We start from the raw sequence: 26,262 nt of genomic DNA, 5'->3' as shown, positions 1-26,262 counted from the left end.
GGGGGAAAATCAGTGGTCCGTCATCTGGCGGGCCTAGTTTTCAATTATTTTCAAGAGATCTGTTATGCAAAGTGAGTCAGTAGAGTCTAACGAATCAACGAGTTTTATGCGGATGCTGCTGACATTAATGTTAGTTGTTTTAGCCGGTTTTTTGATTATCGGTATCGCATTACCTGTGTTACCTCGTTACGTACATCACCAATTAGGGTTCGGTACTTTCGCCGTAGGTTTAGTTACTGGCGCACAGTTCGCGGCTTCTTTGGCTACTCGCTTCGCAGCCGGACGCTATGCAGATCAATTTGGCGGCAGAAAGTCAATTCATCTGGGATTATTACTGGCTGTAGCAGGAGGCATATTTTATTTAATTTCTCTGCCGTTCGCCTCCCAGCCCATTGCCGCTATCGTGCTGGTTTTGATTGGAAGAGCGATTGTTGGTGGTGCCGAGAGCTTCATCATCACCGGCGGCATGACCCTTGGACTCGCGCTTGCCGGGGGTAAACAAACCGGGCGGGTTATTGCCTGGGTGGGCACCGCGATGTTTGCTGCTTTTGCCCTTGGTGCTCCGCTGGGTACTGCTATATTTGATCATTTTGGTTTTGCCGCCATAGCCATAACCACTGCGTTACTTCCCATCGCTGCCATGATCGTTGTTCGCATTTTGCCAGAGCGAGTGGAGCCCGCAGAACAGAAGGGAACGCTTTCCAAAGCACTCTCATCTGTATGGTTGCCCGGATTGGGCGCGGCTTTCAATGGTGTGGGTTATGCAGCATTGCTTTCGTTTTCGGTATTGATGTACGCAGAAAAGAGCTGGGGAATGGGCTGGTTACCGGTGAGCGCATTTGCAGCCGCATTAATTGCCGCACGCCTGTTCCTTGGCCAACTCATCGATCAGTCTGGAGGTATTCGCGTTGGGATTTCATTTTCCCTGGTGACAGCGCTAGGACAAATTTTACTGTGGGCGGCTCCTTCACCATGGATTGCAGCTGCAGGCGCTGCATTAACCGGCGCTGGTTGGGCAATGGTGTATCCCGCATTCGGTTCTGAGGCTGTACGCCGCTTGGGTAGGGCCAATAAAGGAGTGGCAATGGCAACCTACTCTGCCTTTCCTGATCTTGCGATTGGATTGGCGAGCCCGCTGCTGGGACTCGTAGTTACGACCGGTCACATGAGTATGGTATTCCTTTGGAGTTCTATTGTCGTGATGATGGCTATACCGATTGCGTTACTGGCCAGAAAAAAGCAATAAGTTGATTGGGGAGGTTTTTTCGAATTTAAACCTCCCCAGGAACGACTACAGATTCTTACCGAAGAATTCAGCCAGTTTGTTAACGGCAGGTGTGACGTATTGAGGCTTGTCGTAAAGATCAAAATGCGACGCACCTGGGATCACCATGATTTCTTTCGGCTGCTTTGCTTGAGCATAAGCCGCTTCACTGAATTTTAGTGTCTCGGCACGCGAACCTGAAATAAGCAGAACGGGACGCGGTGAGATCGTATCCATATGTTCCAGCGGATAGTAGGCGAGGTGTAATCCCGGGCTTGTAATGACATAGCGATTATGAGCATTTGGATGTGCACCACGCGGTGTCAGATAATAGTCTGTCGCTTCCCGCACGAAGCTTGGGGTGCTGGCATTAATGCTGCTCAGCGGCGGCAGTAACGGCTGGACCAGTACAGGTGCCCCGGCAGCTTCTTTGTTGAGTTGCTCATCTACACCTGCCAGTAGTTTGTGCTGATCTTCAGCGCTAACAGGCATACCCTCAATTCCTGTTCGCGTAGCTTCGCCAATATCGTATGCCACAACGCCTGCAACCGCTTTTACACGCAAATCCGTCTGAGCTTCATGAAGGGTATATCCGCCTCCAGCACAAACGCCGACAGCTCCAATGCGGTTAGCATCAACTTGCGGGAGACTAGCAAGATATCCCACTGCACTACGAATATCCTGTACACGGTCAGAGGGATCTTCAAGGTCGCGCGGAACCCCACCACTCTCGCCGTAATGTGATGCATCAAACGCAAGAGTAATAAATCCTTTTCGTGCAAGTTGCTGTGCATACAAACCGGAAGTTTGTTCTTTAACGCCACCCCATGGATGCGATACCACTATGGCGGGATATTTTTTCGCAGCATCATATTCAGGAGGAAGATACAAATTACCGGCCATTTTTACCGTGCCGTTGTTAAAAGTAATCTTTTGTGAGCCTACAATATTTATCCCTTCGGCAACTGTTTTAGGTGAGGCGGAATAAGTGTTGGCAGAATAAGCCATTAACAATGATATGCAGAGTATTGTGTTTTTAAACGCAGACATGGTTAACCTTCTTAAATGTAAAATATAATTATTGTTAAAATGAATGATGAAATAAATTAGACAGAGCTATGAGTGAAAACATGATAAATATTCAAACTGGCTTACAACAATCATCCTAAGTTTTTCACCTTTAAAAGACATCAGTTAAAACATGAATAGAGTCATTACAGATTCTCATAAATAGACAAAACCAGAAAAATTGATGAGTATGCGGAAGCAACTCTTGATTAACACCGGAAATGTTAACGCGATGAAATTATTGATATTTTATCGTTCATTTATTAATGAGATTCCTTCATATATGCATTCATGTTTAGAGGGTTAATGCATAGCTTCTCGTCAGGCATACTGGAGATCTGATATGCAGTTTAACTCTGCTTTTATAAGAAGATGACTCAGGCATTAAAGTCTGCTTGTTCTAATCTTCAGATTATTACTCCACAAGTTTAAGGAAATGAGATGACTACAATCAATAAAGTTGGATCACAAGCCTCAATGGTTGGCCCTGAAGACTGGTTTACTGGCACGGTTCGTATCGATCCATTGTTTGCTACCGATGAAAATGCGCGTGCCAGCGCTGGCCATGTCACTTTTGAGCCGGGCGCACGTACTGCATGGCATACCCATCCACTTGGCCAGCGTCTCATTGTGACTTCAGGTTTTGGCTACGTGCAGACCTGGGGAGAACCTGCACGCGAGATTCGTGCTGGTGATGTTGTCTGTATTCCCGCTCACGAAAAACACTGGCATGGTGCGAGTGCGACCACCGCAATGACTCACATTGCGATTCAGGAAGCGCAGGATGGCAGCGTCGTAGAGTGGCTGGAAAAAGTTTCTGATGAGCAATACGGTGATACAGAATGAGTAATGATATCAACGGGAAAGTCATTGTTATAACGGGTGCCAGCAGTGGGCTAGGCGAATGCACGGCGCGCAGTTTGAGTGCTAAAGGCGCAATCGTTGTACTGGGTGCTCGACGTGTCGATCGACTTGAAAAGCTGGTTCAAGACATTGAACGTGCGGGTGGTAAAGCCATTGCTCTTGCCACGGATGTCACCGATAAAGTTCAGGTTGAGAAATTACTGAAGGCTGCGGTTGATGCTTTCGGTCGTGTTGATGTCCTCATTAATAATGCCGGGTTAATGCAGCAATCCATGCTGGAAAGCCTAAAGGTTGATGAGTGGGATAACATGATTGATATCAACATCAAAGGCACTCTCTACGGAATTGCCGCTGCTCTTCCGATTATGAAAGCGCAGAAATTTGGTCACATCATCAATATATCCTCGATTGCTGGCCATAAAGTAACACCCGCCGGTGCTATTTACTGCGCAACTAAACATGCTGTCCGTGTGATTAGCGAAGGGCTTCGTTCCGAAGTAAAACCTTACAATCTGCGCACGACCATTATTTCTCCTGGCGCTGTTGATACCGAGTTGACTCATCATATTACTGAAGAGGGTGTTGCTGGTCAGATTCAGCAATTTTACGACGAACATGCAATACCGCCATCCTCATTTGCTAGCGCTGTTGAATTTGCGATAACACAACCTGTGAATGTAGATATCAATGAAATACTCTTCAGACCTACGAGCCAAGAGATGTAATTAAATTCAAACGAGCCTGGATGTTAATTCCGGGCTCGTTTGTTTTAGTCCTGTATTTTTTATTGACCGTTTCTGAACCCTTTGGAGGACGAGTGATGAAGTCACGTATTTTAGGAAGCTCAAACTTAAAAGTTTCAGCACTTGGCTTGGGTTGTATGGGATTTACTCAAAGTTATCCCCCGTATGTATCAGATGAAGAAGCCATCAAGGTCATACGTACTGCATTTGAAAAAGGAGTATCTCTTTTTGACACTGCGGAAGTCTATGGCCCCTATACCAATGAAGTTTTATTAGGCAAGGCGTTATCACCTTTTCGTGATGAAGTCGTGATTGCGTCGAAATTCGGATTTGATTTATCAAAAGGTAACGATGCGGATGGTCCTAATGGCCGCGCAGCGGTTCTTTCAAGTCGACCAGAGTCAATACGCATGGCAGTTGAAGGCTCTTTGCAACGCCTTGGAACCGATCGCATCGATCTCTACTATCAACATCGCGTTGATCCAAGTGTACCTATTGAGGACGTTGCAGGAACGATAAGTGACCTTATTGCGGAAGGAAAAGTGCTTCACTGGGGGCTTTCCGAAGCCTCAGCAGAGACCATACGCCGTGCGCACCAAGCACTACCTTTAACAGCCGTGCAAAGTGAATATTCAATGTGGTATCGAGCCCCTGAAAAGGGTGTTTTGCCTACACTCAAGGAGCTGGGGATTGGGTTCGTACCCTTTAGTCCTTTGGGTAAAGCCATTCTTACAGGCCGTTTTGAACAAAACTCTACGTTTGATTCTGATGATTTCCGAAGCCAAATTGCACGTTTCTCTCCTGATAATCTCAGCCAAAACTTACAGCTGGTTGATTACGTCAAACTCTTAGCTGCCAACAAGAATGCGACTCCAGCCCAAATTGCATTAGGTTGGTTGCTTGCTCAGTACGATGGCATTGTGCCGATTCCAGGCACGAAGAAGGTTGAGCGTTTAAACGAGAATTTGGCAAGTACCGAGCTGGTATTTTCACAAAGTGAGCTTGGGGACATTCGGAAGACGTTGGATCGATTTGCAATTGTTGGTGAGCGTTACCCAGAATCTCAGGAAAAACTGACAGAAAAATAAAGGTCAGCGGTGAGAATAAGTATGAACTTCCGCTTTTCGCTCTAAGGCGCCGTTCTGTTGCCTCTCAAAAAGGACCAGCAACCCGCTGACTCAAGCTACAATCGGATAGATCATCGAATTCATCTGTTAATCCTACCCAATGACTCGCCTCGGGTGAACATATTGCAGGTGCATTATTAGTCTCCAATAAAAAAACAAAGGCCGCTTTGGGCGGCCCTTAATCTCTTGTCAGTGCTTATTTAGTCAATTCTGCAGAAATATAGGCGCCGTTATTGAAGCGGGCTCCGGTAATTTTGTATGAAGCACCGACCTGATGTGCCTGAGCAGCAATCTGCGCTTCTGCAGCATCCAGGGTTGAGGCTGAAGCGGTGACGCTCTGAGCAAAGCTGGCAAATGAAACAACTGAAAGTGCGATAACTGCAACGAAAGTTTTGATGTTTTTCATGGTCTGTTCCTCAATGATTTATTTAGTTTTTAAGGCTATCTGCCTCGATGAATTAATCATGCGCTTACAAGCCTGGGTTTAAAAGCAAAGAGATTTATCGAAAACATTCAAAAAATATGAACGAATTGTAGATGCGTGTTTACCGTATTAATCCATAAAAAAACCCGCCATTTAGGCGGGTAAGAGTGAGCCAGAATTTCAGTCATGCAGAGGCGTAGTGACGGGATTGACAACACCGGTTAGGTATCAGCGCGCCCGAACCTGGACGACGTTCCCCTGCTGGCTGCCGTCGCTTTTGGCAATCACAAGGTAGCGACGTTCATCCGCGTGTCGGGCATCTACGATCTGCCGTATCGGGCCAACCGCATTAACAATGGCCGCACCAGCAGGGTTAGTCATAAAGCGCGTCAAGGGTTCCAGTTCACCGCTGCCGTCGGCTCGCGATGACAATGCCAGCAAGTAAGGTTGTTTGGGTTCTAGACCCGTCGCCGATGCCTGAAGAACCTGGGTTATCCCTTGTTCAAACAGTGAAACTGTTGTCGTCGGCTGCGTGTTCTTGGCGGCACCCACGTTTTTCAGCTGGAGATGCACTGCCTGGCCGGCAATCCCCAGAGGCTGCAGGCCGTTCATTCCATCCCCTTGCGGCACAGCACCAGGCACATAAGCAACCGCTTGCGGCGCCTGCCCAATAGGGATGGTAGCGACCACCTTATAAGTCGTCGTATCTATGGCTGTGAGCGCATCGGCATTCTCCAGACCGACGTAAATACGCTTCCCGTCACCAGATGGCCACAGGCCGTGCGGGAGATTTCCCACCGGAATCGAAGCCACCTGTGTGAAGTCATCAGTACGGTAGACGTTGACTCGGTTCAGACCACCGACCGTGACCCAGGCAAAACTGCCTTTCGCGTTTTCGACGATGTTGACGTGATTGGTGATGGGGCCGGTATCCAGCGTTTTAATAATGTTGAATGGCGGTCTTGCGTTAAAGACCTGCACTTTCCCCGTGTCCTTGAGGGTAAACCATACCTGTTTACCGTCTGGCGATGCCGCGATGTTAGGGCAGAACGGGCTGGCCTGTTTCACCGAGCCGGCAATTTTGTGCGTCCTGACGTCAACCGCCACGGTCTCCGGGTTAAACGAAGAGCAGACGTAACTGTACTGCCCGTCAGGCGAAAAGATCTGCATGCCCGGACCGCCAGGCACTTTAATGCGTGTCTTCTCTTCACCGCTGCTGGCATCAAGTACCGAAACGTAGTCCTCGCCACGGACCGTCACCCACACTTCTTTTCCATCCGGCGTAAAGAACGCTTCGTGCGGAGAACGTCCCACGTAGGTGATATGCCTGACGGTGTTCGTCGCAGTATCGATAAAGCTCACCGAATTTGAGCCAATCGAGACCACAACCAGCGTTTTACGATCCGGTGAAAATCCCATGCCGTGTACCAACACCTGGCCTTTGTACAGAGGGCTGAGGTTTGCCGGCTGGGGATCGCCCAACCGGATAACGCCGAGCAACTTATTACTGGCTGGATCGGTGACGGAGACCGTATTCGAGAACTGTTCCGCGGCATACACACGGTCATGGTGGCTGAGGGGGATCTCGGCGGCTGCAGCACTAAAGGGAGCCTGGCCTGCCATCGCGGGCAAAGCAGAGAGCGCGACAGCGACGGCAAGTCCGATCCTTAATAACGTTTTCATTGCATCATCCTGTTCAGTGGGGGTCTGTCAAAAGGAGAATTGGTGAGGTTTATCAGGGCGTTGCACCCTCTACTGGCGCAATCTGGTCGGGAGCCGCCAGCGCGGGTGGCAGCGGTTTATTCAGTGCCTGATACATGGCAGTGATCTCCTGCTGCTGAGTGACAATAATTTCCTGCGCGATACGGTGAAGCTGCGGATTGGTGCCGTAGCGAAGTTCGGCGATGGCCATGTCTATCGCCCCCTGATGGTGCGGGGCCATCATCGCCACAAAATCATCATCGATGTTGCCAGATGGCTTGACCTCCATGGCTGTCATCATTTGGTCCATCGCTGTTTGATTGTCCTGGATGAATGCGGATTCAGCAGCACTCGACTGAACAGCCTGATGAGCGTGATCCTGTGCTACAGCATCCGCCATAAATAACAGCGCCAGCAGGGAAGGGATGAATTGATATAACTTCATACGCATGCGTGCCTTTATTCTAAAAAATGAAAAGGAAAATGCGGCGTGAGGGTAAAAACAAATTAAATAGCATGACCACCTCATAATTAAATGAGGTGGCTGGCTCGGGTGACCTACGACTGAATAAATTCCAGCAAATCCTGGTTAAGTTGATCCTGATGGGTTGCCGCCAGACCGTGAGAAGCGCCGGGATAAATTTTCAGTTCGGCATGCGGGATAATCTCAGCAGATAAGAGCCCAGAGTGACCGATTGGGACTATCTGATCATCATCGCCATGAATGACCAGTGCTGGAACGGTGATTTTTCTCAGGTCTTCGGTGTAATCCACTTCCGAGAACTCTCTGATACAGGCGTACTGACCGACAATCGAACCGGCCATGCCCTGATTCCAGAAGCTCAGGCGCAGGCCTTCGTTGATCTCTACGCCCTCGCGATTCATCCCGTAGAAAGGGATAGCGAGGTTGAGATAAAAGTCCGAACGGTTCTCAAAGACACCTTTGCGAATGCCATCGAACACCGCCATATCGGTGCCTTCAGGCCACTCAGCCGATGAAATCATAATGGGCGGAACCGCGCCAACCAGCACCACTTTTGCTACGCGAGCTTCGCCATGGCGCCCGATGTAATGCGCGACTTCACCACCACCGGTCGAGTGTCCAACCAGCACCGCATTTTTTACATCCAGCTCATTCAGCAGCACGGCAAGGTCGTCGGCATAGGTGTCCATGTCATTGCCGTAAGATGGCTGGTCGGAGCGACCATGACCGCGACGGTCAAGCGCGATCACACGATATCCTTGCTGTAACAGGAAAAGCATCTGCCCATCCCAGGCATCTGAACTCAATGGTCAGCCGTGTGAGAAAATAACCGGCTGCGCATTTTTGTCACCCCAGTCTTTATAAAAAAGACGGGTTGTGTCATGTGTGGTAATAAAGCTCATTTTTGGATTCTCCGTTGATGATGTGCAGGTTATTCCTGGCCTGACGTCATACCCGAATGAATAAATATCGTCTTTTACAACGACATTTATTCATCTTTCTGATATGCATGGCGCAAGGCTGTCCACCGACAAAATAAATAATTATGTCGTCGTGGTTATTAATAATTGAGAAATTCTGTCTGGTAGTGAATTAAATCTGCGCTAAGCCGCCGTCTACATATATTTCCGCTGCGTTAATGAAGCTCGCATCATCAGACGCCAGAAATGCCACGGTTTTACCGATCTCTTCCGGTTCACCCAAACGACCTAAAGGTACGCCGGCGGCGAGTGCATCAAACAAACCCTGGCGGTGCTCTTCGGGTACCAGACCGCCCAGACCTGGGGTACGGATCGGACCCGGGCTCACGACATTGACGCGGATGCCACGATCTTTGAGGTCAAGTGCCCAGGAGCGCGCCAGGTTACGCACAGCGGCTTTACTTGCACTGTAAACACTGAAGCTGGCGGTTCCTTTCGCCGCAGCGGTCGAACCGGTAAGAATGACGGAGGCACCGTTGGTCAGCAGCGGAAGCGCCTTCTGTACGGTGAACAGCACGCCACGTACGTTGGTGCCAAAAATACGTTCAAAATGCTCTTCGGTGATGGCGCCGAGTGGCATCATGTCACCACCACCAGCATTCGCGAACAGTACGTCAAGCTTTCCTGAAGCGCTGGCAATCGTAGAAAACACCGTATCGAGATCGCTCAGCACTGAGGCATCCGCCCGAATCCCGGTGGCTGATGGTCCAATCAAGGCCACGGCGGCATCAAGCTCCTCCTGACGGCGGCCGGTGATGTAGACTTTTGCGCCCTGCTCCGCCAGCTCCTGCGCTGAGGCGAGGCCAATACCTGAGCTACCGCCCGTCACTAACGCAATCTGCCTGCAAGTTTTTTACTCATGGTGAAACTCCTTTCTAAGTTTAAATTGGCTTTTAAAGTCATCGGGTTACCGCGCAGTTCACGCTGCTGAGTTCGGTAAGCACTGTAACGTCATTAATGAGTGCGAAAAAATGCACGAATCCGGAAAACACTTTCCACACAGGTGGATAATCAAAAATCGGGCAAATTCGTCGCGTTATTTATTGAGGAAAACACGCGCGCTGGTTAAGCGGCCCGCGCTGACCGTGAACACATCCTCACCCCGCACCAGAGTCGGATTGTCTTTTGGGCCATAACCCCAGGTCACACGGGCAATACCGTGATTCCACTCGACAGGTGCCGGGGTAAAGATAAAGCCCGGATGCTGTGCCTGAATTTTACTGATGGCAGCATTCACGCGGTCCGCCCCTGTGTTCAGTCCGGCATAATCGGCAACGAAAAAGTCTGCGGAGTACACCGCGGCAAACGCTTTCTCTCGTTCAACGGCATCGGTGTTATTCCAGATAGCAAAGTGGCGATCGATCAGCTGCTGCAGGCCTTCGGGTGCGATTTGAGCCGTCGTGATGTTCATGGTTGTGTTCTCCGCTAATACGTTATGTGACCCGGCCAGCAGTACCGCCAGCAGCAGGGATTGGGTGAATACCTTTTTCATGTTTGTGTCCTCTGTCAGTTTGCTGCTTTCGCTTTGCCTACCAGCTCAATCTGCGAGCCCCATGGCGTCAGGAAATAAAACCACTGAGTGCCGTCGGCGTTGGTCACTGGCTCATTCAGGGTTTTCAGTCCGGCTTTTTGGATCGCCTTAAAACTGGCGGGCACATCCTGCGTTCTCAGGGCGATATGCGTTGCCGCATCATCATCCTGATGAGGACGTGTATGGCCGATTTGCGCACCGCTGTACTGGAACAGTTCGACTCCGGTGCCATCAGCCAGACGCATCATGACAAAACGCTTGAGGTCACTGGACTGGTGCCAGTTAAACGCGGCTTTCCATGCATCCGGGATAGCGCCGGGGGTGATGTCCGATTCAATCTTGGCGCCAAAGGTGGTCTGGAAAAACGCGATGGCCTTAGCCAGGTCAGGTACGTTGATACCGGCGTGGTCAACGCCTGAGATGGTGACCAGCGGTGCAGCGTCAGCGCTGAAAGCCGGAGCAGAGAGGCTGGCAGCGCCCAGCAGCAGAGAAGAAGCAAACAGCGTTGAAGCGATACGTTGAGTTTTCATGTCTTATATTCCTGTGATAAGTGATTCAGCTCATTGACGACAGCGGTTGTTGTCGCGATGGAATAAGCATATCGACGTGCGACGACTTTCAAAATAGAATGATTTGAAACTCATCATTGCAGATTTGAAATGAACAGATTCCCCGATTTCGAAGGACTCGCGATGTTTGCGAAAGTGGCAGAGGAAGGTTCTTTTGCGGCGGCAGCCAGAGTGATGGGGGTTTCCGTACCCACCGTGTCACGTGCCGTTGCTCGCCTGGAAGAGCGGCTGGGCGGCCGGCTGTTTAACCGGACCTCTCGCCAGTTGGCGTTAACGGAGTTTGGTCAAAGCATGGCGGCGAAGGCGTCAGAGATGTATCGCCAGGCAGAAGAGGTGGAAAGCGAAGCCCATGAACTGTCAGTGCAGCCTCGTGGTCAGGTGCGCTTAGCGGTGCCCATGTCGTTTGGCTTACGCTGGGTCGCCCCTTTGATGCCAGAACTTATCCGCCAGTTCCCGGATCTGAGTGTCGATCTGCATCTGTCCGATGCCTCAGTCGATCTGATTGCCGAAGGCTTTGATGCCGCGTTACGTATTGCCGCATTACCGGACTCTTCGCTGGTGGCGCGCAGGCTGTGTGCCGTGACGCAATATTTGGTGGCCTCACCGGCTTATCTCGCTGAGCAGGGTGTACCGCAGCATCCGCGTGAACTCACTTCCCGGCAGTGCTTCAGTTATGCCTATCGTGCCAGAAGCCAGGTATGGCGCTTCACGCATGATTCCGGCGCGCAGGAAGATATTGTCCCGAGCGGACCGTTGCGCGTGACCAACTCCGACGCCCTGCTGCCGCCCCTGCTGGCGGGCTTGGGGATTGCGGAACTGCCAGAATTTATGGCCGCGGAGTATCTGAAAGATGGTCGCCTGTTACATCTGCTGGATGAGTGGTCAATGACACAAGGCGGGCTCTATTTTGTCACACCCACTTCCCGCAGCCGGCCGTTGAAGGTCAAGGTGCTGTCAGACTTCTTTGCCAAACATCTCAGTGAACCTGAATGGCGCTGGCCTAAGTGATCCTCTTCATTATTTCATTTATGAAATGATGGCTTTCATTCTTTGCTATTTTGATTGCTCCTGAGTTTCATTATTGTTGCTTCACGCCGCCGACACTCGTCCGGCACTGAAAACAGGAGCACTCTTATCATGAAAACTGCCGTTCAATTACTCCAGAACTACCTGGACAGTATCCAGGATCCTAAAGCCGCCGCGGCCCTTTTTGCCGCAGATGGCGTGTTGGAACTGCCTTATCTGCAAACGCTAGGCTTGCTGCACAGAGTGCAGGGGCCGGCTGAAATCGAACGCTTCATCGCCGGATTGTTGGTTAAAATTCCTGATTTCCGCTTCCGCAATATCCAGTTCTTTATCGATACCCCTACACAGGCTTTTGGCGAATACAGCGTGGAAGCCGAACTGGCGGGCACCGATCGGGTATACAAGCAGACTTATGCCGGGAGGTTGGTTGCTGAAGGGGGCAAAATCAAACTGCTGCGGGAATCGCTGGATACCCTCGCCGCATGGCGTGCATTCAGTGGCGAGCAGTCCGCCTGAAGTGGTTTTTGCATTCGATTAAAAATAACTGGAGATAAAAAATGAGTATTAATACAGCTGACACACGCATTTCTTCTGCGGGCGATCATGACAAAACCCAACCGACTGAAATCATCGTCAGCGCTTACTATCGCGTACACCCTGATGACCGCCAAACCTTCATTGATGCTGTAAAGCCTGAAATGCAGGCAGCACAGCAGCTGCCTGGCTGTGTATTTTATGCCTTCTCTCAAGACCTGGTGAATCCAGATGCTTTTCATCTGTCAGAGGGCTGGGCGGACATTGAAGCCTATGAGCGACACGAACATTCAGAAACATTCCTGAAAGCACTGGCGACCGTGGTGAAACATGTCCGCATCCTTAATCGTGAGGGTATTCGTTACGACGTGGCGAAACAGCACATTGATGATCCGCGGGGTAAGGTTTCAGCCTGATTGCCAGGACTGAGTTTGACGGTGAGACATTGCTCAGCATCAATGAGAACAAGTGCGAATGTCTGCTCTTCGCTCATAGCTGCCCGATCTGGCTTATTGAGGGGCAGCTTTGTGGTGCAAGAAGCGGACATTCCGTGTGAATCCGCACTTCTATGTTGTCCCGCCTTTCAACTTATGAGTTTGCTGTTTATCGCTTATCCATGTCGATGGCTTCGCTAACACACAAGCATACTTCGGTGCCGACCGAAGCAGCATGCATTTGCCATCATTAAACTGCCCGTAAATTAGCAACGGAGCGGACCATGATTGCAGTACTTTTTGAGGCAGATGCCCTGCCAGAGGCTCAGGAAAGATATCTTCAGCTCGCTTCGGAGCTGAAGCCTCTCTTATCCGACACGCCCGGCTTTATTTCAATCGAGCGTTTCCAGAGCCTGACTACGCCCGGAAAGATTCTTTCTTTGTCGTGGTGGGAAGATGAGGAGTCTGTCGCCGGATGGAAGCGAAATGTAATGCATCAGGCCGCTCAGAAAGAAGGTAAGCAGTCGATTTTTTCATTCTACAGAATACGGGTAGCCAGCGTATTCCGTGATTACTCTTCTGATAAGGGAACAAATCCGCATGTATGACATTCACGTTATTCTTAAAAATAGCCCGGGCTCACTTGGTTCACTGGGTAGTGTACTGGGTGGAAACGGAGTGGGACTTGAAGGTGGTGGCGTATTTACAGGACCAGAAGGAGGGCACGCACATTTCCTGGTTGAAGACGGCGATAAAGCACACAAGGTGTTGACTGAAGCCGGTTTTGACGTCTGCAATGTGTGTCGTCCCCTGGTAAGAAAATTACCTCAGGAACGGCCCGGAGAGCTGGGAGAAATAGCTGACACAATTGCCCGGAACGGCATCAATATTCTGGTACAGTACAGCGATCACAGTAACCGGCTCATTCTCATTACGGATGATGATGCCCGGGCAGCCGAAGTCACCCGAAAATGGGCAATACCTTCTGAATGAACCTCGTTAAAACAAAGCGCGACAGTGAGCCAGATGATGTCCTTGAAACATCAATGGTAATGGTGGCTTCTGCGCTGTCTGACCCGTCAAGGGTAAGTATTCTGTGCGCCCTGATGGACGGGCGCGCATGGACAGCTACCGAACTTAGCGTAGTGGCTGGCATAGCAGCCTCGACAACCAGCGGGCATCTGAACCGACTTCTCAGCAACGGTCTGGTCATTTGCCTGACGCAGGGACGTCATCGCTATTACAGCCTTGCGGGCCATCATATCGCCGGACTGCTGGAAAACCTGATGGGAGTTTCCATGGGGACTTCCAAAGCCCCCGTTTCCAGTACGCCGGTCAATCTGCGTTACGCACGCACCTGCTATGACCATCTGGCAGGCGAGCTTGCTGTCAATATTTATGAATTTATGCTGCAGGAAAAATGGCTTGAAGCAGATGGCTCGGAACTGACATCAGCCGGCAAAATGCATGTTGAGAAAATGGGCGTTTTGCTTAACTCTCGCACACGACGCAAGCCCTGTTGCGGCTGTCTGGACTGGAGTGAAAGACGTTTCCATCTCGGCGGTGACGCTGGCTCAGCCCTGTTTACACTTTTCCTGCAAAAAAAATGGGTAACGCGTACACAGGGATACCGTGAAGTGAACGTAACCGATTCAGGCCGGGTTGCAATATATCGGCTGTTTAAGCTGAAGATCACCTAGCCTTAAATCATATACCGGTTGATGTGATCGGGTGACTCAAGATGCCTTCATCTGACTCCTCCATTTTACGTAAAAGGTCCGATCCTCGCTCTTAGCTGTCCCTGAGCATTTCATTCGACAGCTGAGTGCCAGGAGCGGACATCATCATTACCCGACAAAAATACTTGAGCGCTATTCGGTTTTTATCACTCATCTATCTAACCAAGGTGCTATGACCGTTTCGATCCAGCCAGTGAACGCTCTGACGCGGTGAGAAAGATTTCTTCTGTGGGCTACAACCAGTGAAACGGTAAGTGGAGAGGGACGCAGATGAGGCAGGATTTCAACCAGAGAACCGCGTTCTATATGGTGTTTTAGCGCCCAGTGACCAGCCTGAATTAGCCCTATGCCTGCAAGTCCGGCTTCATGATAGGTTTGCACGCTGTTGACCTGCATCGTGCCAGGAAGTGGAAGCGACGAATAGCCCTCTCCTTCAGGATATTCCCATCCAGAAAGCCGCGAACCGAACAGGCGCGTATAATGCACCATCTGATGTCCCTGGCTGATTAAATCGTCAATGGATTGTGGAACACCATAACGGCGCAGATAAACGGGACTTGCCACATTCACCATTCGCAGCATGCCGAGCTTTCGCGCAATCAACGTTTCATCAAACACCGGGCCGAGGCGGATAACACAGTCAAAGCCTTCCTGAACAAGATCGACTCGTCTGTCAGTGCTGGACAACTCCAGCTCCAGCTCAGGATGTTTCGTTAAAAGCTGCGGAAGTGCAGGCACCACCATGCTGCGTGCAAGCTCGGTAGGCATGTCTACCCGAAGCTTACCCCTGAGCAGGGTGTCCTGCCCCGCAAAGAGATGCTTCAATTCTTCCGCTTCTGCAAGCAAATCCCGGGCGCGGGAATAAAACAGTCTGCCATCTTCAGTAAGTTGCACGCTTCTCGTGGTGCGGTGAAGCAGCGCAACACCTATCTCCTGCTCAAGTTCGCGAATGACGGCCGATACCCGCCCCTTTTGTGTTCCCAGGCTTTCAGCTGCGCGGGTAAAGCTCGCCATTTCAGCTACACGCGAAAAGATCATGAGTGCATCGAGGTTTTTCATTGTTCTCCATATGGATAACAGTTAGTTCATTTTTTAGATATTTATACTCTAGCCGTTACTCAATAAGCTAATCAAACACAACGTCGTCCCTGGACATCAATTTAAAAGGCCCCGACATGACTCAGGAAATTTCAAACGTTAAAGCAGTCGTTGTTTACCACTCCGGCTACGGTCACACCGAACGCATGGCACTGGCTATTGCAGAAGGCGCAGGTGCAGAATTGCTGCTTATTGACCCACAGGGGAATCTGGCTGATGGGGCATGGGAAAAACTTGATAACGCTGACGCCATTCTGTTTGGTTCTCCAACCTACATGGGCGGGCCAAGTTGGCAGTTTAAGAAGTTCGCTGATGAGTCATCCAAGCCCTGGTTTACAAACAAATGGCAGGACAAGATTTTTGGGGGATTCACCAACAGCGCAAGCATTAACGGTGACAAACTCAATACGCTTGAGTACTTCTTTTTACTGGCCGGTCAGCATGGCGGTATCTGGGTAAACATGGACATCAAACCGGCAAATACTAAGGCCTCGGTGCGCGATGATTTAAACCGTATGGGCTCCTCCATTGGCGCAATGGCTCAGACTGATGCAGACGCATCACCGGAAGAAATGTCCGTGGGCGACCTTGAAACCGCGCGCTCTTACGGTCGTCGTGTTGCCAGACTGGCACAGCAATTTCTTAGAGGTAAATCATCACAGTTTTAACTGTTCACAGGCCCTTAAGCGCAGGCTTGCAGGGTCTGCAACGTTAAAAATTCAGGAGTACGCTGATGAAATATAACCAACTTGGCCGTACAGGTCTTTTTGTCTCAGAGCTATGCCTTGGCACGATGACGCTGGGGGGTAACACCGACGCGGGCATCTGGTCAGCGATTGGTGCGCTCGACCAGGAAGAAGCAAACAATCTTATTGCTACAGCACTTGCAAGCGGAGTTAACTTCATTGATACCGCAGATATTTACTCCTTTGGTCAGTCTGAGCGCAGGGTTGGCCAGGCATTAAAAGATCTGGGCGTAGAAAGAAATAAGATTATTCTGGCGACCAAAACGGCGGGCGTCATGGGTGATACACCTAATGACCAGGGGGCATCGCGTGGGCACATTATGGATTCGGTTCAGAGAAGCCTGGAGCGCCTTCAGGTTGACCATATCGATCTATATCAGATTCATTCAAATGACACCGTAACCCCTGTTGAAGAAACGCTGCGTGCTCTGGATGACCTGACCCGGCAGGGATTGGTTCGTTACGTCGGTGTGTCCAACTGGCCTGCAGGTAAATTAGGTAAAGCCCTGGGCCTGAGCGAGGCGCTGCATGCGACGCGTTTCGAGACGCTTCAGGCCTACTATTCGGTTGCCGGTCGGGATATTGAGCGTGAACTGGTTCCGCTGGTGCAGGATGAGCGCATGGGGCTTCTGGTGTGGTCACCGCTTGCAGGCGGCCTGCTGTCGGGAAAATATGGCCCGGGCGCACCGTCAGTGGAGGACTCACGGAGAACTCACTTTGATTTCCCTCCGGTCAACCTTGCGCTGGCATGGGACTGTGTCACTCAAATGCGGGCCATTGCTGAGACTCATGGCGTCACAGTCAGCCGCATTGCGCTGGCCTGGCTGCTTTCCAGACCTCACGTTACCAGCGTCATTCTGGGTGCGAAACGCATTGAACAGCTTGAAGATAACCTTGCCGCTACGGATGTCATCCTCAGCGAAGACGAGCTTGAACGTCTGGACGCTGTCAGTGTGCTTCCGCCTTATTACCCTGGCTGGATGATTGAGCACCAGAATGTAACCCGATATCCCGCGCCTTTTAGAAACTGAAAGGTGCGATGAAACAGAGCTGTTGAACGTTTCAGCCCTCAGGATCTTGCTAATACCAATGAAGTTTAAAGGGGAAAAAATGAATAAAGGTTATTTAATTGCACACTTTACCGTTACTGATCCAAAGGCATTCGGTGATTATGTCCGGGCTGCTGACGAAGCCGTAAAGGAGTTCGAACCGAAAATCATTGCATGGTCAGGCCAGTTTGAAAATCTTGAAGGCGAGCATCATGAGCAGCATATGATTTTTGAATTTAACACCTATGAAGATGCTAAAAACTTCTATGAAAGTCCTTCCTATCAGGCTGCGAAAATCATACGTCTCCGTTCGGCAACGGGCACGTTTACACTTGTAGAAGGTGCTGAGTAATCCTGTTCGTGCGCGGTTTTTGACGTAAGACCAGACAGCCCGGAAGTAGTGAGTCGCCCGGGCCTGGTGAATCGGCACCACCGGAAACTCCAGTCGAGTGGCTTCTCGGGAGTTTAAATTCGGTGGTGCCACCCCGCTCCCTGCATCGCCTATCCAAACAAAAAAACACGATCTTTTCCCCGTTGAAAAACATTCGCTCAAAATACTAAAACAATTACTCATGGCCGCTGTTCGCTCAAGGCGGGCATCCGCCCCACACAACAGGCAGCCCTGTGCCAGAAGCGGATGTTTCCAACCCCTGCATGAACTAATTCGTGGAGAACAAGTTATCACTGGATAGCCATGCAGACATGCTGGAGTCATCAGGAATGTTTAGGCGTTCATCTTCAATAGCTATAGTATTGCTTTTTACTGAACGTCGGTTGATATGAAAACAAGCTTTAAATAAGCTATATTGAGAGGTAAAAGTCGCCTACATTACCTTTCTGGTAATCATCATCCCATGTGAGCTGTATGCGATACTTCGTTTTGCTCTCAAAATTTATTGATGCGATCATCTCCACTGCCTGTTGAGGACGCAATAACTCATACGGAAATTTATCTTTCACCTCAGACATTATCAGGTATTCATCACCATCATTATCAGGAAAGTGAACATCTATGTTTCTTGCCTCTACCTTACCTCTATTGTAGATTTTTAACCTGTATCTATTGTTAGATGGATTAACTATTCTCGCACCAAGCTCTGCCTTCATTTCATTAATGGCAGACTTTGTTTCTTTTTCCAGGATAAGCTTACGCAACCTGTCTTGCTCATCTTTTATAACTCGTTGTTCTTTATCGCTTTTCCTTGATTTAAATTCGGATGCAATGACAGTGTAAATTGATACTGCAAGCGCACCAAAAGCGATAAGGTCACTCGTCGACATTGTTATATCCTTATGCTTTAAATTACTTGAATGTTTTTTTAAATATATCACTAAACTGTTTCTGTATATCTCGCGATAACTCCTTTTTTATCTCATTGACATGAGCATCAATACTTGAACCATTTTCCTGGATTAACTCGTTTTTCGTTAACTCCATGCCACAGTCCGTACATTTTACCATCTCAGAATCTTCAGCATATTCCATCTCTAGGTTCCCGCAGACAGGACATAATAGAGCAACACTTCTTTTATATTTTTCAGGATCTAGCTTCATATTTTCTCCAATAAGAACCAGAAAAAAGATTACGAATTGTGAGTCTCAGTAATACACTTTTTAACTCAGATTCACCATCAAAAACGTGCGCATACATTATAAATACCTTGAACCTATGTTAGGTTCAATTTGGTAGTAATACCATAACGTCATGATTTTGACGTCCGCAATTCGCTCATAGCTGCCAGTCAACTCACCAGGAAACTGTCTCTATTTTTGTTGGAGATGACCATTAGAAATGCAAATGGGTAATCGAGTGAACGCAAATACCCCCTGCACCACTCTCCCAAACAGTGACTAAATACAGGTATTCAGGCTGTTTATTGATTCGCAGCCTCTCTTTTCAGTGCAGTACCCTACCGCCACTCCTCTGCCCTTTCTGACAACCAACACATAAGTTAATCAGCCGGCTGGGGCCGCACCGGGGCTGGCATTCCGCAGCGCTGAACGGAATGAGTCTGCCAGGAGAGCCCGCAGGACGCGGGCGAAAGGTGGCGCTGGAACATGGATGTTCCATCGGCACCGGTCCGTAAGGCAGACGAGTGAAGTGAAGGTACCGCGACAGCGGCGCGAGGACCGCCAGCCCCGGTGCGGCTCCAGACGTCGTTAGCGCCAGTAAATCAACTGACAAGCATCAGACAACTCACTTCCGATTTTCTATCGGCTCTTCCAAGACTTACAAATTTTAACAATTCCCCGATTTTGTTAAGGAAATCACAGTTATTTAACTTAACTCCATGATTCCACTCAACTAACCGCACAAATGTGACGCACATCATGCTTTACATCAATGCCAACGTTGGCAAAAGGGGTTGCCAACGTTGGCATTGCTAAACATAATCGCAACATCTTGTTATCACCACGGTTAATGTGGAGATCAAAAGCCCAGGAACGGGCCCCGGTCATTTGGGAATACGCGGAGGCTGCTTTATGCTGTGAGGTTATTGCCCTCTGGATCAGCGTGATCAGCCTATGAAAAAAAATGACAACAAAACCAAACCCGGCAAAGCAACAGCGGATGATGTCGCTGCGCTGGCCGGGGTATCGAAATGGACCGTATTGCGCGCGTTTAAGCCCGGCGCGTCCATTTCACCGGTGGCACTTGAAAACGTCATGGCAGCAGCGAACAAACTGGGTTTCAGGCCGAACCTACTGGCGAGAAGCCTCAAACAGAACAAAACCAACATTATTGGCATCGTCGCGGATGAATTCAGCAACCCGCACACGCTAAGAATGCTGAAAGAGGCAACGCAGCAACTCAATGAGCGTGGCTACATGTCACTGCTGCTGAACATTGAGTCAGCGGAAAACTATCACTCCGTGTTGCAGATGGCCGGACAGTTGCAGGTCGATGGCATTCTCTATCTGGCCACCATTGTCAGTGATGAGTTGCTGGTGATTGCTAAATCGCTGCACCACATCCGCGCCGTGCATGTGTTCCGTAACACCGATGCCGCGGATGTCGAAGTGGTCAACGTTGATGGTTATACGGCAGGCGAAACGCTCGGTAATCTCCTGTTAGAGCAGGGTTATCAGCGTTACGGCTATATGAAAGGACCGGACACGTCATCCAGCCACCTACTCAGGATGGAAGGCTATGCCGCCAGCCTTGACGCAGCGGGTCAGTCACTGGACGCGGTGCTGATTGCACAACGCTACGACCGTGACCAGGCGTACAACGTGATGGCAACCTACTTGCGTGATACGCCGCCAGAGCAGCGAATTGATGCGCTGTTCTGCGAAAATGATGTGCTGGCCTTTGGTGCCCTGCAGGCGATCCGCGATCATGATGCGCAGCTACATATCGGCGTCGTGGGTTTTGATGATATTGATGAGGCACATGCGACCACATGGAACCTAACCAGCTGGAACCAACGGGCTGATTTGCAAATTGCCGAAGCGATAAACCGTTTACTGGATAATGTCGCGACTGAAAATGGAGAGTGGCGTCATGGCGAATTACGCCTGCGACATTCTCATTTAAAAAAAGGTTAATTAATCATGCCGTCATGAAATAAAGTGACGGCAATTTATTAAGGAGAGTAATAACCCGCAACGTCATTTTTATTCAATTCTAAAAAACTCAAAATAACACTGTCTATTCGATAAACTCGTCTGATCTATTTTCAGTGAGCGTGTTTTCATGTAGTCGGTGACTCTACGTCTATGGAGCATCGTATGGAACGTCGATTTTTTATTAAAACGGGAATGGTTCTGGCCGCAACAGGAACAGCTGCATCGATATTTAAACCCGCCGGTGCAGCGGACAATGTCTTATCCGGTGGCAAAATATGGCGCGCAAAACAAACGCAGCCGCCGACCCCTGCCGATCCCACCAAACGGCTGTTTTTCACCGAGCGTGAATCTCAGTTGGTCACGGCGATTTTTGACCGCCTCATCCCCGCAGATGAACTGAGTGTCAGCGCGTCTCAGGCGGGATGCGTGGTGTTTATCGACAACCAACTGGCTGGCGATTACGGCCGCGGCAGCTGGCGTTACAATGTGGGTCCGTTCGAAAATGGCACCGCTGCTCAGGGCAATCAATCCCCTTTATCCCCTGCTGATATCTATCGCAAAGGATTAGCGGAATTAGAGGCTCATTGCCAGACGCTACTCGGCAAATCATTTATTGACTTAGATGATAATGCCAAAGACAGCTATCTGGAAAAAATGGAAGCGGACCAATTTACTTACGCCTCCCTCTCCGCCAAATATCTTTTTAGCCAGTTGCTGGGTAATGTTCAGGAAGGTTTCCTCGCCGATCCTATATACGGTGGCAACCGTAATATGGTGGGCTGGAAAATGATTGGTTTCCCCGGTGCACGCTATGACTATCGCGACTATGCGCCGTTAAAGGGACAGAAACTCAATATTGAACCCATCAGCATTATTGACCTCCTGAAAGCTTAAATTAAAAGGCACATCATGAATTACACCAGACCCAAGGCTGATGCCGTTATTATCGGCCTCGGCTGGGCCGGTTCACTTATGGCTGAAGAACTGACCCGCGCCGGATTAAACGTTGTCGCCATTGAACGTGGCCCATGGGAACAAACCCAGACCAACTTCTCCCCTGCCATTGCCGCTGACGAACTGCGCTATGGCGTACGCCGCGAAATCCTCAAACCGCCTCGCGTCGAAACCCTGACGTTTCGTAATGACAGCAGCCAGAAAGCGCTGCCTGCGCGTGACTGGAATGCCTTCCAGATGGGCTTCAGCGTGGGCGGTGCCGGTAAACACTGGGCCGCCAACGCCTGGCGTTTCAATCCGTCCGATTTCGAAATGGCTACCCGCCTGCGCGACCGCTACCACAACATGAAGCTGGCCGATGGCCTGATTGTTCAGGACTGGGGCGTCAGCTATGCGGAACTGGAACCCTTCTACGATCGCGTAGAGAAAATTGCCGGCATCTCCGGTAAAGCCGGCGTGCTGAACGGGGAAAAACAGGCAGGCGGTAACCCGTTTGAAGGCAGCCGCACCAGTGAATATCCGACGCCACCGCTGATCCGCTCGCACTGGAACGATAAGTTCCATCAGATCACCGAGAAAATGGGCTATCACCCGTTCCCGATCCCGGCTGGCACCATCGGCGCGGCTTACACCAACCCGCTCGGCATCAACCTTGCACCCTGCACCTACTGCGGCTACTGCGGCTTCTATGGTTGCGGCAACTGGTCGAAATCATCACCGAACATCTGTGTGGTGCCGGCGTTAATGGATCGCACCAACTTCACCCTGCTGACCGAGTGTACCGCGCTGTACATCGACAAAGCGGAAGACGGCAAAACGGTGACCGGGGTGACTTTCCTGGATTCCGATGGCAATACCGGTTTCCAGCCAGCGGATATCGTCTGCCTGTCGGCGTATCAGCTGGACAACGTGCGTCTGCTACTGCTGTCGAAAATCGGCAAAGCCTACGATCACGCCACCGGTGAAGGCACGCTGGGTCGTGCGTATAACTATCAAACCATGTCGATGGGCTATCTCTACTACGAGAATGAGCAGATGAATCCGTTCATCTCGACCGGTGCGCTCTCGACGCAAATTGATGATTTCAACGGCGATAACTTTGACCATACCGGTCTCGGCTTCCTCGGCGGTGCAGGCATTCAGGCACTGTCCGATCAGGGCACGCCGCTGAGCATGACCGACCGTCTGCCGCCCAACAGCAAAATGTGGGGCTCCGCCTGGAAAAAAACCTTCCAGAAAAGCTACCAAAACTACGCAAAGATTCAGGGGCAAGGCACCTCCTACTCTCACCGTGATTCGTACCTGTCACTGGACCCGAACTACACCGATGCCAACGGCCAGCCGCTGCTGCGTCTCACCTTCGACTACAACCAGAATGACCGTTTAATGGCGCGCTTTATCCGCGACCGCATCGAGGATATCTGCAAAGTGTCCGGCGCCAGCAGCTGGCAGACGGAAGCCTTCCCGGATGCGCACAACTCGCCGTTCCGCGCGTATGACAGCTCGCACACCATCGGTGGCGCCGTGATGGGCACCGATCCGGCGACGTCGGTACTGAACCGCTATCAGCAGCACTGGGATGCGCACAACCTGTTCGTGCTGGGTGCTTCATCGTATCCGAATAACGGCGGCTATAACCCGACTATCACGCTCAGTGCGCTGACGTTGTGGACGGCGCACGCCATCGTCAATCAATACCTGAAAAATCCAGGCTCACTGGTCGGTTAAGGAGAACATGATGGCGAATAAATTACGACGCATTGCGCTCGCAGTGGGCGTGGTGGCAGTGGCCGGGGCGTTGGGATATACCGCGCTGGTCGAGTACGGCTTGCATAAAAGCTATCCGCAAACGGTGAAGATTGAAGAGGGTGCGGGCCTTAAGGACCAGATCAAACGAGGCGAGTATGTCGCGCGTTTATCTGACTGTACCGCCTGCCACACCAAAGAGGGCGGCCAACCTTTTGCCGGGGGATATAAGCTGGATACGCCGTTTGGTGCCATCCTGTCTTCGAATATCACCTCGGATAAGGAAACCGGCATCGGCGGCTGGACGCAGGAGCAGTTTGACCGCGCAGTACGCCACGGTATCGGTTCACACGGCAACCTGTATGCAGCGATGCCTTACAATGCCTATGCCAAATTAACCGACCAGGATCTCACCGACCTGTGGGCTTATATTCGCACCATTCCGGCGGTGAACAACAAAGTGGTAGAGAACCAACTGCCCTTCCCGTTCAACCAACGCTGGACCCTGGCGGGCTGGAACTTGCTGTTCTTTAAAGATCAGGTCTTCCAACCCAACACGCAAGTGAGCCCCGAGATCAATCGCGGTGCGTATCTGGTTGAGGGGCCAGGGCACTGTGCCTCTTGTCACACGGCCAAAAACGTCCTTGGCGGCGACACCTCTGCTTATCTGCAGGGCGGATCGTTGCAGGGTTGGTTTGCGCCGGATCTGACGCCGAATCCACACACCGGTCTCGGGAAGTGGAGCAACGAAGATATTGTGAGCTATCTGCGCGCTGGCGCGAACAGCAAAACAGCATCTTCAGGCCCGATGACCGAAGCGATTGAAAATTCGACGCAGTATATGAGTGACAGCGATCTGCACGCTATTGCGCAGTATTTACACTCACTGCCTGCATCGCAGACCACTGTACCTACAGCGATCGACAGCCAGCAGAGCGCGATGCTGGTGGGCAAAAAGGTGTATGAGTCGCAGTGTAATGCCTGCCACGTTTCGGATGGCTCAGGGATCAGAAATATGATCCCGACGCTCGCCGGTAATGCGCAGGTGAATTCTGCCGACGCTTCCAGCCTGCTTAACGTGGTGCTCAATGGCAGCGAGGGGCCGTTCACCCATGCTAACCCAACGGCGGCGGGTATGCCGGCGTTTGCATGGAAACTGTCAGACAGCAATATTGCCGATGTGATGACCTATATCCGCAATAGCTGGGGTAACGCTGCTCAGCCGGTCTCCACTGAACAGGTACAACAGGCGCGTCAGACCACCCAAGCCGCACAATGGCTAGGTACGCCGAAAGAGTAGTCCTGAGTTCCGCACAACAGGGAGCGTTGTGCGGAAATTAACGATTTCGCCGGGATATTATTGTCAATGGGTGTATTACCCTAAAAACAACCGCTTGAAGATAATAGGGTTCAAACTCAAAAAATAAGTGAATTGTGTTTTAAATCGCAGAAGGGATTGATATGTATTGGGATTAATCCTAATAAAACCTAATATTGGGCATTCAGACGTTACACACAACTTAAGAGTGAATGTTATGAATACCCGCATAATATCAGGGATGGTTGGTGCCATTCTGTTAACACTGTCACCTTTAGCCCTTGCCGAGAGTGCATCCCCTGTCACTCATGAAGCTGACTGGGTTGCCGCTAAATTCAAATTCAACAGCGGCGAAGAGTTGAAAGACCTGCGCATTCATTACTACACTATCGGCGATCGCAGTAAACCGGCGGTATTATTACTGCACGGAACTAACCAACCTGTAAAAGCATTACTGGCCCCCGGCTTTGCGGGCGAGTTATTTGGTCCCGGTCAGGCGCTGGATAGCAGTAAATATTTCATTATCATTCCTGAAAGTATTGGCTCTGCAAAATCATCCAAACCTTCGGATGGTTTACGCATGGCATTCCCCCACTATGATTATGACGATATGGTGACCGCCCAATATCGTTTAATAACCGAAGGTTTGGGCATCTCGCATCTGCATCTGGTGATGGGTTACTCCATGGGCGGGATGCAGACCTGGATGTGGGGTGAGAAATACCCCGCCATGATGGATGCACTGGTGCCGATGGCCTCACAGCCAAATGAGTTGTCAGGTCGCAACTGGATGCTGCGCCGCATGTTGATTGAGTCGATAAAAGGCGATCCTGCCTGGGCTGAGGGTAATTATAAGCAGCAGCCACCCACGCTAAAGACCGCCAACATCATGTTCAGTATCGCCACTACCGGCGGCACGCTGGCCTATCAGCATAAAGCCCCAACGCGAGCTCAGGCAGATAAACTGATTGATGAACGCCTGGCCGCACCGGTCACCGCAGATGCCAACGACTTTATTTATATCTGGAGTTCGTCAGCCAATTATAATGCCCTGCCGGCATTAAATCGTATTAAAGCACCGATGTTAATTATTAACTCCGCAGATGATGAGCGTAATCCGGTTGAGACCGGCATCCTGCAAGGCGAATTAAATAAGATTAAAAAGGCGGAGTTATTTCTGATCCCCGCCAGTGCCGACACCAGCGGCCATGGCACCATGATGCAAGCCAAATTTTACAGTCAAAAGCTCACATCATTTTTAGCGAATATACCGACAAAATAATACCCCTAAT

General features: G+C 50.5%; 27 protein-coding genes and 2 pseudogenes. 18 read left to right on the top strand and 11 right to left on the bottom strand.

What is annotated here, in order from left to right; translation table 11 throughout:
• The first annotated feature begins 64 nt into the window (after positions 1-64).
• Positions 65-1,246: an arabinose transporter gene (locus ACPUC8_RS10715; protein ID WP_494926235.1), complete on the top strand. Its 1,182-nt coding sequence runs from the start codon at positions 65-67 to the stop codon at positions 1,244-1,246.
• A gap of 45 nt (positions 1,247-1,291) precedes the next feature.
• On the opposite strand, the gene ACPUC8_RS10710 is transcribed toward ACPUC8_RS10715, so the two are convergent.
• Positions 1,292-2,314 (bottom strand): alpha/beta hydrolase, encoded by a 1,023-nt coding sequence (locus ACPUC8_RS10710; protein WP_494926234.1) that lies wholly within the window; start codon positions 2,312-2,314, stop codon positions 1,292-1,294.
• A gap of 459 nt (positions 2,315-2,773) precedes the next feature.
• Here ACPUC8_RS10710 and ACPUC8_RS10705 point away from each other — a divergent pair, with 459 nt between their 5' ends.
• From ACPUC8_RS10705 to ACPUC8_RS10695, 3 genes are all read left to right on the top strand, one after another.
• Entirely contained in the window at positions 2,774-3,178 is a 405-nt protein-coding gene (locus ACPUC8_RS10705; RefSeq protein WP_494926233.1) for a (R)-mandelonitrile lyase, read from the top strand.
• Complete coding sequence (locus ACPUC8_RS10700) at positions 3,175-3,921, top strand: SDR family oxidoreductase (protein ID WP_494926232.1); 747 nt, start codon at positions 3,175-3,177, stop codon at positions 3,919-3,921. The genes ACPUC8_RS10705 and ACPUC8_RS10700 overlap by 4 nt, the downstream gene beginning before the upstream one ends.
• A 95-nt stretch (positions 3,922-4,016) precedes the next feature.
• Positions 4,017-5,027: an aldo/keto reductase gene (locus tag ACPUC8_RS10695; RefSeq protein ID WP_494926231.1), complete on the top strand. Its 1,011-nt coding sequence runs from the start codon at positions 4,017-4,019 to the stop codon at positions 5,025-5,027.
• A gap of 235 nt (positions 5,028-5,262) precedes the next feature.
• Here ACPUC8_RS10695 and ACPUC8_RS10690 read toward each other — a convergent pair whose 3' ends face one another.
• From ACPUC8_RS10690 to ACPUC8_RS10660, 7 genes and pseudogenes are all read right to left on the bottom strand, one after another.
• The gene (locus ACPUC8_RS10690; protein ID WP_058972803.1) at positions 5,263-5,472 is read right to left on the bottom strand and encodes a DUF1471 domain-containing protein; all 210 of its coding nucleotides are present in this window, start codon (positions 5,470-5,472) and stop codon (positions 5,263-5,265) included.
• A gap of 246 nt (positions 5,473-5,718) precedes the next feature.
• Positions 5,719-7,113 carry a YncE family protein gene (locus ACPUC8_RS10685; RefSeq protein WP_494926230.1) on the bottom strand — a complete coding sequence of 465 codons (1,395 nt, stop codon included), beginning with the start codon at positions 7,111-7,113 and terminating at the stop codon, positions 5,719-5,721.
• Between the two features lie 112 nt (positions 7,114-7,225).
• Entirely contained in the window at positions 7,226-7,636 is a 411-nt protein-coding gene (locus ACPUC8_RS10680; protein ID WP_494926229.1) for a DUF305 domain-containing protein, read from the bottom strand.
• A 113-nt stretch (positions 7,637-7,749) separates the two neighbouring features.
• Positions 7,750-8,577, bottom strand: a pseudogene (locus tag ACPUC8_RS10675) (alpha/beta fold hydrolase).
• Between the two features lie 190 nt (positions 8,578-8,767).
• Positions 8,768-9,516: pseudogene (locus tag ACPUC8_RS10670) on the bottom strand (SDR family NAD(P)-dependent oxidoreductase).
• Positions 9,517-9,691: 175 nt separating this feature from the next.
• Complete coding sequence (locus ACPUC8_RS10665) at positions 9,692-10,147, bottom strand: nuclear transport factor 2 family protein (protein ID WP_494926228.1); 456 nt, start codon at positions 10,145-10,147, stop codon at positions 9,692-9,694.
• A gap of 14 nt (positions 10,148-10,161) precedes the next feature.
• Positions 10,162-10,716 carry a VOC family protein gene (locus ACPUC8_RS10660; protein WP_494926227.1) on the bottom strand — a complete coding sequence of 185 codons (555 nt, stop codon included), beginning with the start codon at positions 10,714-10,716 and terminating at the stop codon, positions 10,162-10,164.
• Between the two features lie 162 nt (positions 10,717-10,878).
• Between ACPUC8_RS10660 and ACPUC8_RS10655 the strand changes: the two genes are divergently transcribed.
• From ACPUC8_RS10655 to ACPUC8_RS10630, 6 genes are all read left to right on the top strand, one after another.
• On the top strand, positions 10,879-11,763 hold the full coding sequence (locus ACPUC8_RS10655) for a LysR family transcriptional regulator (protein WP_494926226.1): 885 nt from the start codon (positions 10,879-10,881) through the stop codon (positions 11,761-11,763).
• Positions 11,764-11,892: 129 nt separating this feature from the next.
• Positions 11,893-12,297, top strand: a complete 405-nt coding sequence (locus tag ACPUC8_RS10650) for a nuclear transport factor 2 family protein (RefSeq protein WP_494926225.1) — start codon at positions 11,893-11,895, stop codon at positions 12,295-12,297.
• A 41-nt stretch (positions 12,298-12,338) separates the two neighbouring features.
• Positions 12,339-12,731: a putative quinol monooxygenase gene (locus tag ACPUC8_RS10645; protein ID WP_058972796.1), complete on the top strand. Its 393-nt coding sequence runs from the start codon at positions 12,339-12,341 to the stop codon at positions 12,729-12,731.
• 302 nt (positions 12,732-13,033) lie between these two features.
• Positions 13,034-13,357 carry an antibiotic biosynthesis monooxygenase family protein gene (locus ACPUC8_RS10640; protein ID WP_494926224.1) on the top strand — a complete coding sequence of 108 codons (324 nt, stop codon included), beginning with the start codon at positions 13,034-13,036 and terminating at the stop codon, positions 13,355-13,357.
• On the top strand, positions 13,350-13,742 hold the full coding sequence (locus ACPUC8_RS10635; RefSeq protein WP_494926223.1) for an amino acid-binding protein: 393 nt from the start codon (positions 13,350-13,352) through the stop codon (positions 13,740-13,742). The genes ACPUC8_RS10640 and ACPUC8_RS10635 overlap by 8 nt, the downstream gene beginning before the upstream one ends.
• A complete protein-coding gene (locus ACPUC8_RS10630; protein WP_494926222.1) occupies positions 13,739-14,449 on the top strand; it encodes an ArsR/SmtB family transcription factor in 711 nt (236 codons plus the stop codon). Before ACPUC8_RS10635 ends, ACPUC8_RS10630 begins: the two co-directional genes overlap by 4 nt.
• Positions 14,450-14,638: 189 nt before the next feature.
• On the opposite strand, the gene ACPUC8_RS10625 is transcribed toward ACPUC8_RS10630, so the two are convergent.
• Positions 14,639-15,547 carry a LysR family transcriptional regulator gene (locus tag ACPUC8_RS10625; protein WP_494926221.1) on the bottom strand — a complete coding sequence of 303 codons (909 nt, stop codon included), beginning with the start codon at positions 15,545-15,547 and terminating at the stop codon, positions 14,639-14,641.
• Positions 15,548-15,663: 116 nt separating this feature from the next.
• Here ACPUC8_RS10625 and ACPUC8_RS10620 point away from each other — a divergent pair, with 116 nt between their 5' ends.
• The 3 genes from ACPUC8_RS10620 to ACPUC8_RS10610 all read left to right on the top strand — a co-directional run bounded on the left by ACPUC8_RS10620 (position 15,664) and on the right by ACPUC8_RS10610 (position 17,733).
• Positions 15,664-16,254 carry a flavodoxin family protein gene (locus ACPUC8_RS10620; protein WP_494926220.1) on the top strand — a complete coding sequence of 197 codons (591 nt, stop codon included), beginning with the start codon at positions 15,664-15,666 and terminating at the stop codon, positions 16,252-16,254.
• 65 nt (positions 16,255-16,319) lie between these two features.
• Positions 16,320-17,363: an aldo/keto reductase gene (locus ACPUC8_RS10615; RefSeq protein ID WP_494926219.1), complete on the top strand. Its 1,044-nt coding sequence runs from the start codon at positions 16,320-16,322 to the stop codon at positions 17,361-17,363.
• A gap of 79 nt (positions 17,364-17,442) precedes the next feature.
• Positions 17,443-17,733, top strand: coding sequence for a DUF1330 domain-containing protein (locus ACPUC8_RS10610; RefSeq protein WP_494926218.1), 291 nt, complete (start codon positions 17,443-17,445; stop codon positions 17,731-17,733).
• 449 nt (positions 17,734-18,182) lie between these two features.
• Here ACPUC8_RS10610 and ACPUC8_RS10605 read toward each other — a convergent pair whose 3' ends face one another.
• Both ACPUC8_RS10605 and ACPUC8_RS10600 read right to left on the bottom strand, forming a co-directional pair.
• Entirely contained in the window at positions 18,183-18,662 is a 480-nt protein-coding gene (locus ACPUC8_RS10605) for a hypothetical protein (protein WP_494926217.1), read from the bottom strand.
• A gap of 22 nt (positions 18,663-18,684) precedes the next feature.
• Positions 18,685-18,936: an ECs_2282 family putative zinc-binding protein gene (locus ACPUC8_RS10600; RefSeq protein WP_494926216.1), complete on the bottom strand. Its 252-nt coding sequence runs from the start codon at positions 18,934-18,936 to the stop codon at positions 18,685-18,687.
• A 972-nt stretch (positions 18,937-19,908) separates the two neighbouring features.
• On the opposite strand from ACPUC8_RS10600, the gene ACPUC8_RS10595 reads away from it, so the two are divergent.
• From ACPUC8_RS10595 to ACPUC8_RS10575, 5 genes are all read left to right on the top strand, one after another.
• Positions 19,909-20,931 (top strand): LacI family DNA-binding transcriptional regulator, encoded by a 1,023-nt coding sequence (locus ACPUC8_RS10595; protein WP_494926215.1) that lies wholly within the window; start codon positions 19,909-19,911, stop codon positions 20,929-20,931.
• A gap of 183 nt (positions 20,932-21,114) precedes the next feature.
• Positions 21,115-21,846 carry a gluconate 2-dehydrogenase subunit 3 family protein gene (locus tag ACPUC8_RS10590; protein WP_494926214.1) on the top strand — a complete coding sequence of 244 codons (732 nt, stop codon included), beginning with the start codon at positions 21,115-21,117 and terminating at the stop codon, positions 21,844-21,846.
• 15 nt (positions 21,847-21,861) lie between these two features.
• The gene (locus ACPUC8_RS10585; RefSeq protein ID WP_494926213.1) at positions 21,862-23,634 is read left to right on the top strand and encodes a GMC family oxidoreductase; all 1,773 of its coding nucleotides are present in this window, start codon (positions 21,862-21,864) and stop codon (positions 23,632-23,634) included.
• Between the two features lie 10 nt (positions 23,635-23,644).
• On the top strand, positions 23,645-24,952 hold the full coding sequence (locus ACPUC8_RS10580) for a c-type cytochrome (RefSeq protein ID WP_494926212.1): 1,308 nt from the start codon (positions 23,645-23,647) through the stop codon (positions 24,950-24,952).
• A 235-nt stretch (positions 24,953-25,187) separates the two neighbouring features.
• Positions 25,188-26,252, top strand: a complete 1,065-nt coding sequence (locus ACPUC8_RS10575; protein WP_494926211.1) for an alpha/beta fold hydrolase — start codon at positions 25,188-25,190, stop codon at positions 26,250-26,252.
• Positions 26,253-26,262: the final 10 nt, after the last annotated feature.

It is taken from the genome of Pantoea sp. CFCC18177, assembly GCF_059412425.1.
Note: the sequence above shows the minus strand (reverse complement) of the source record. Positions and strands in the feature narration are given on the sequence as shown.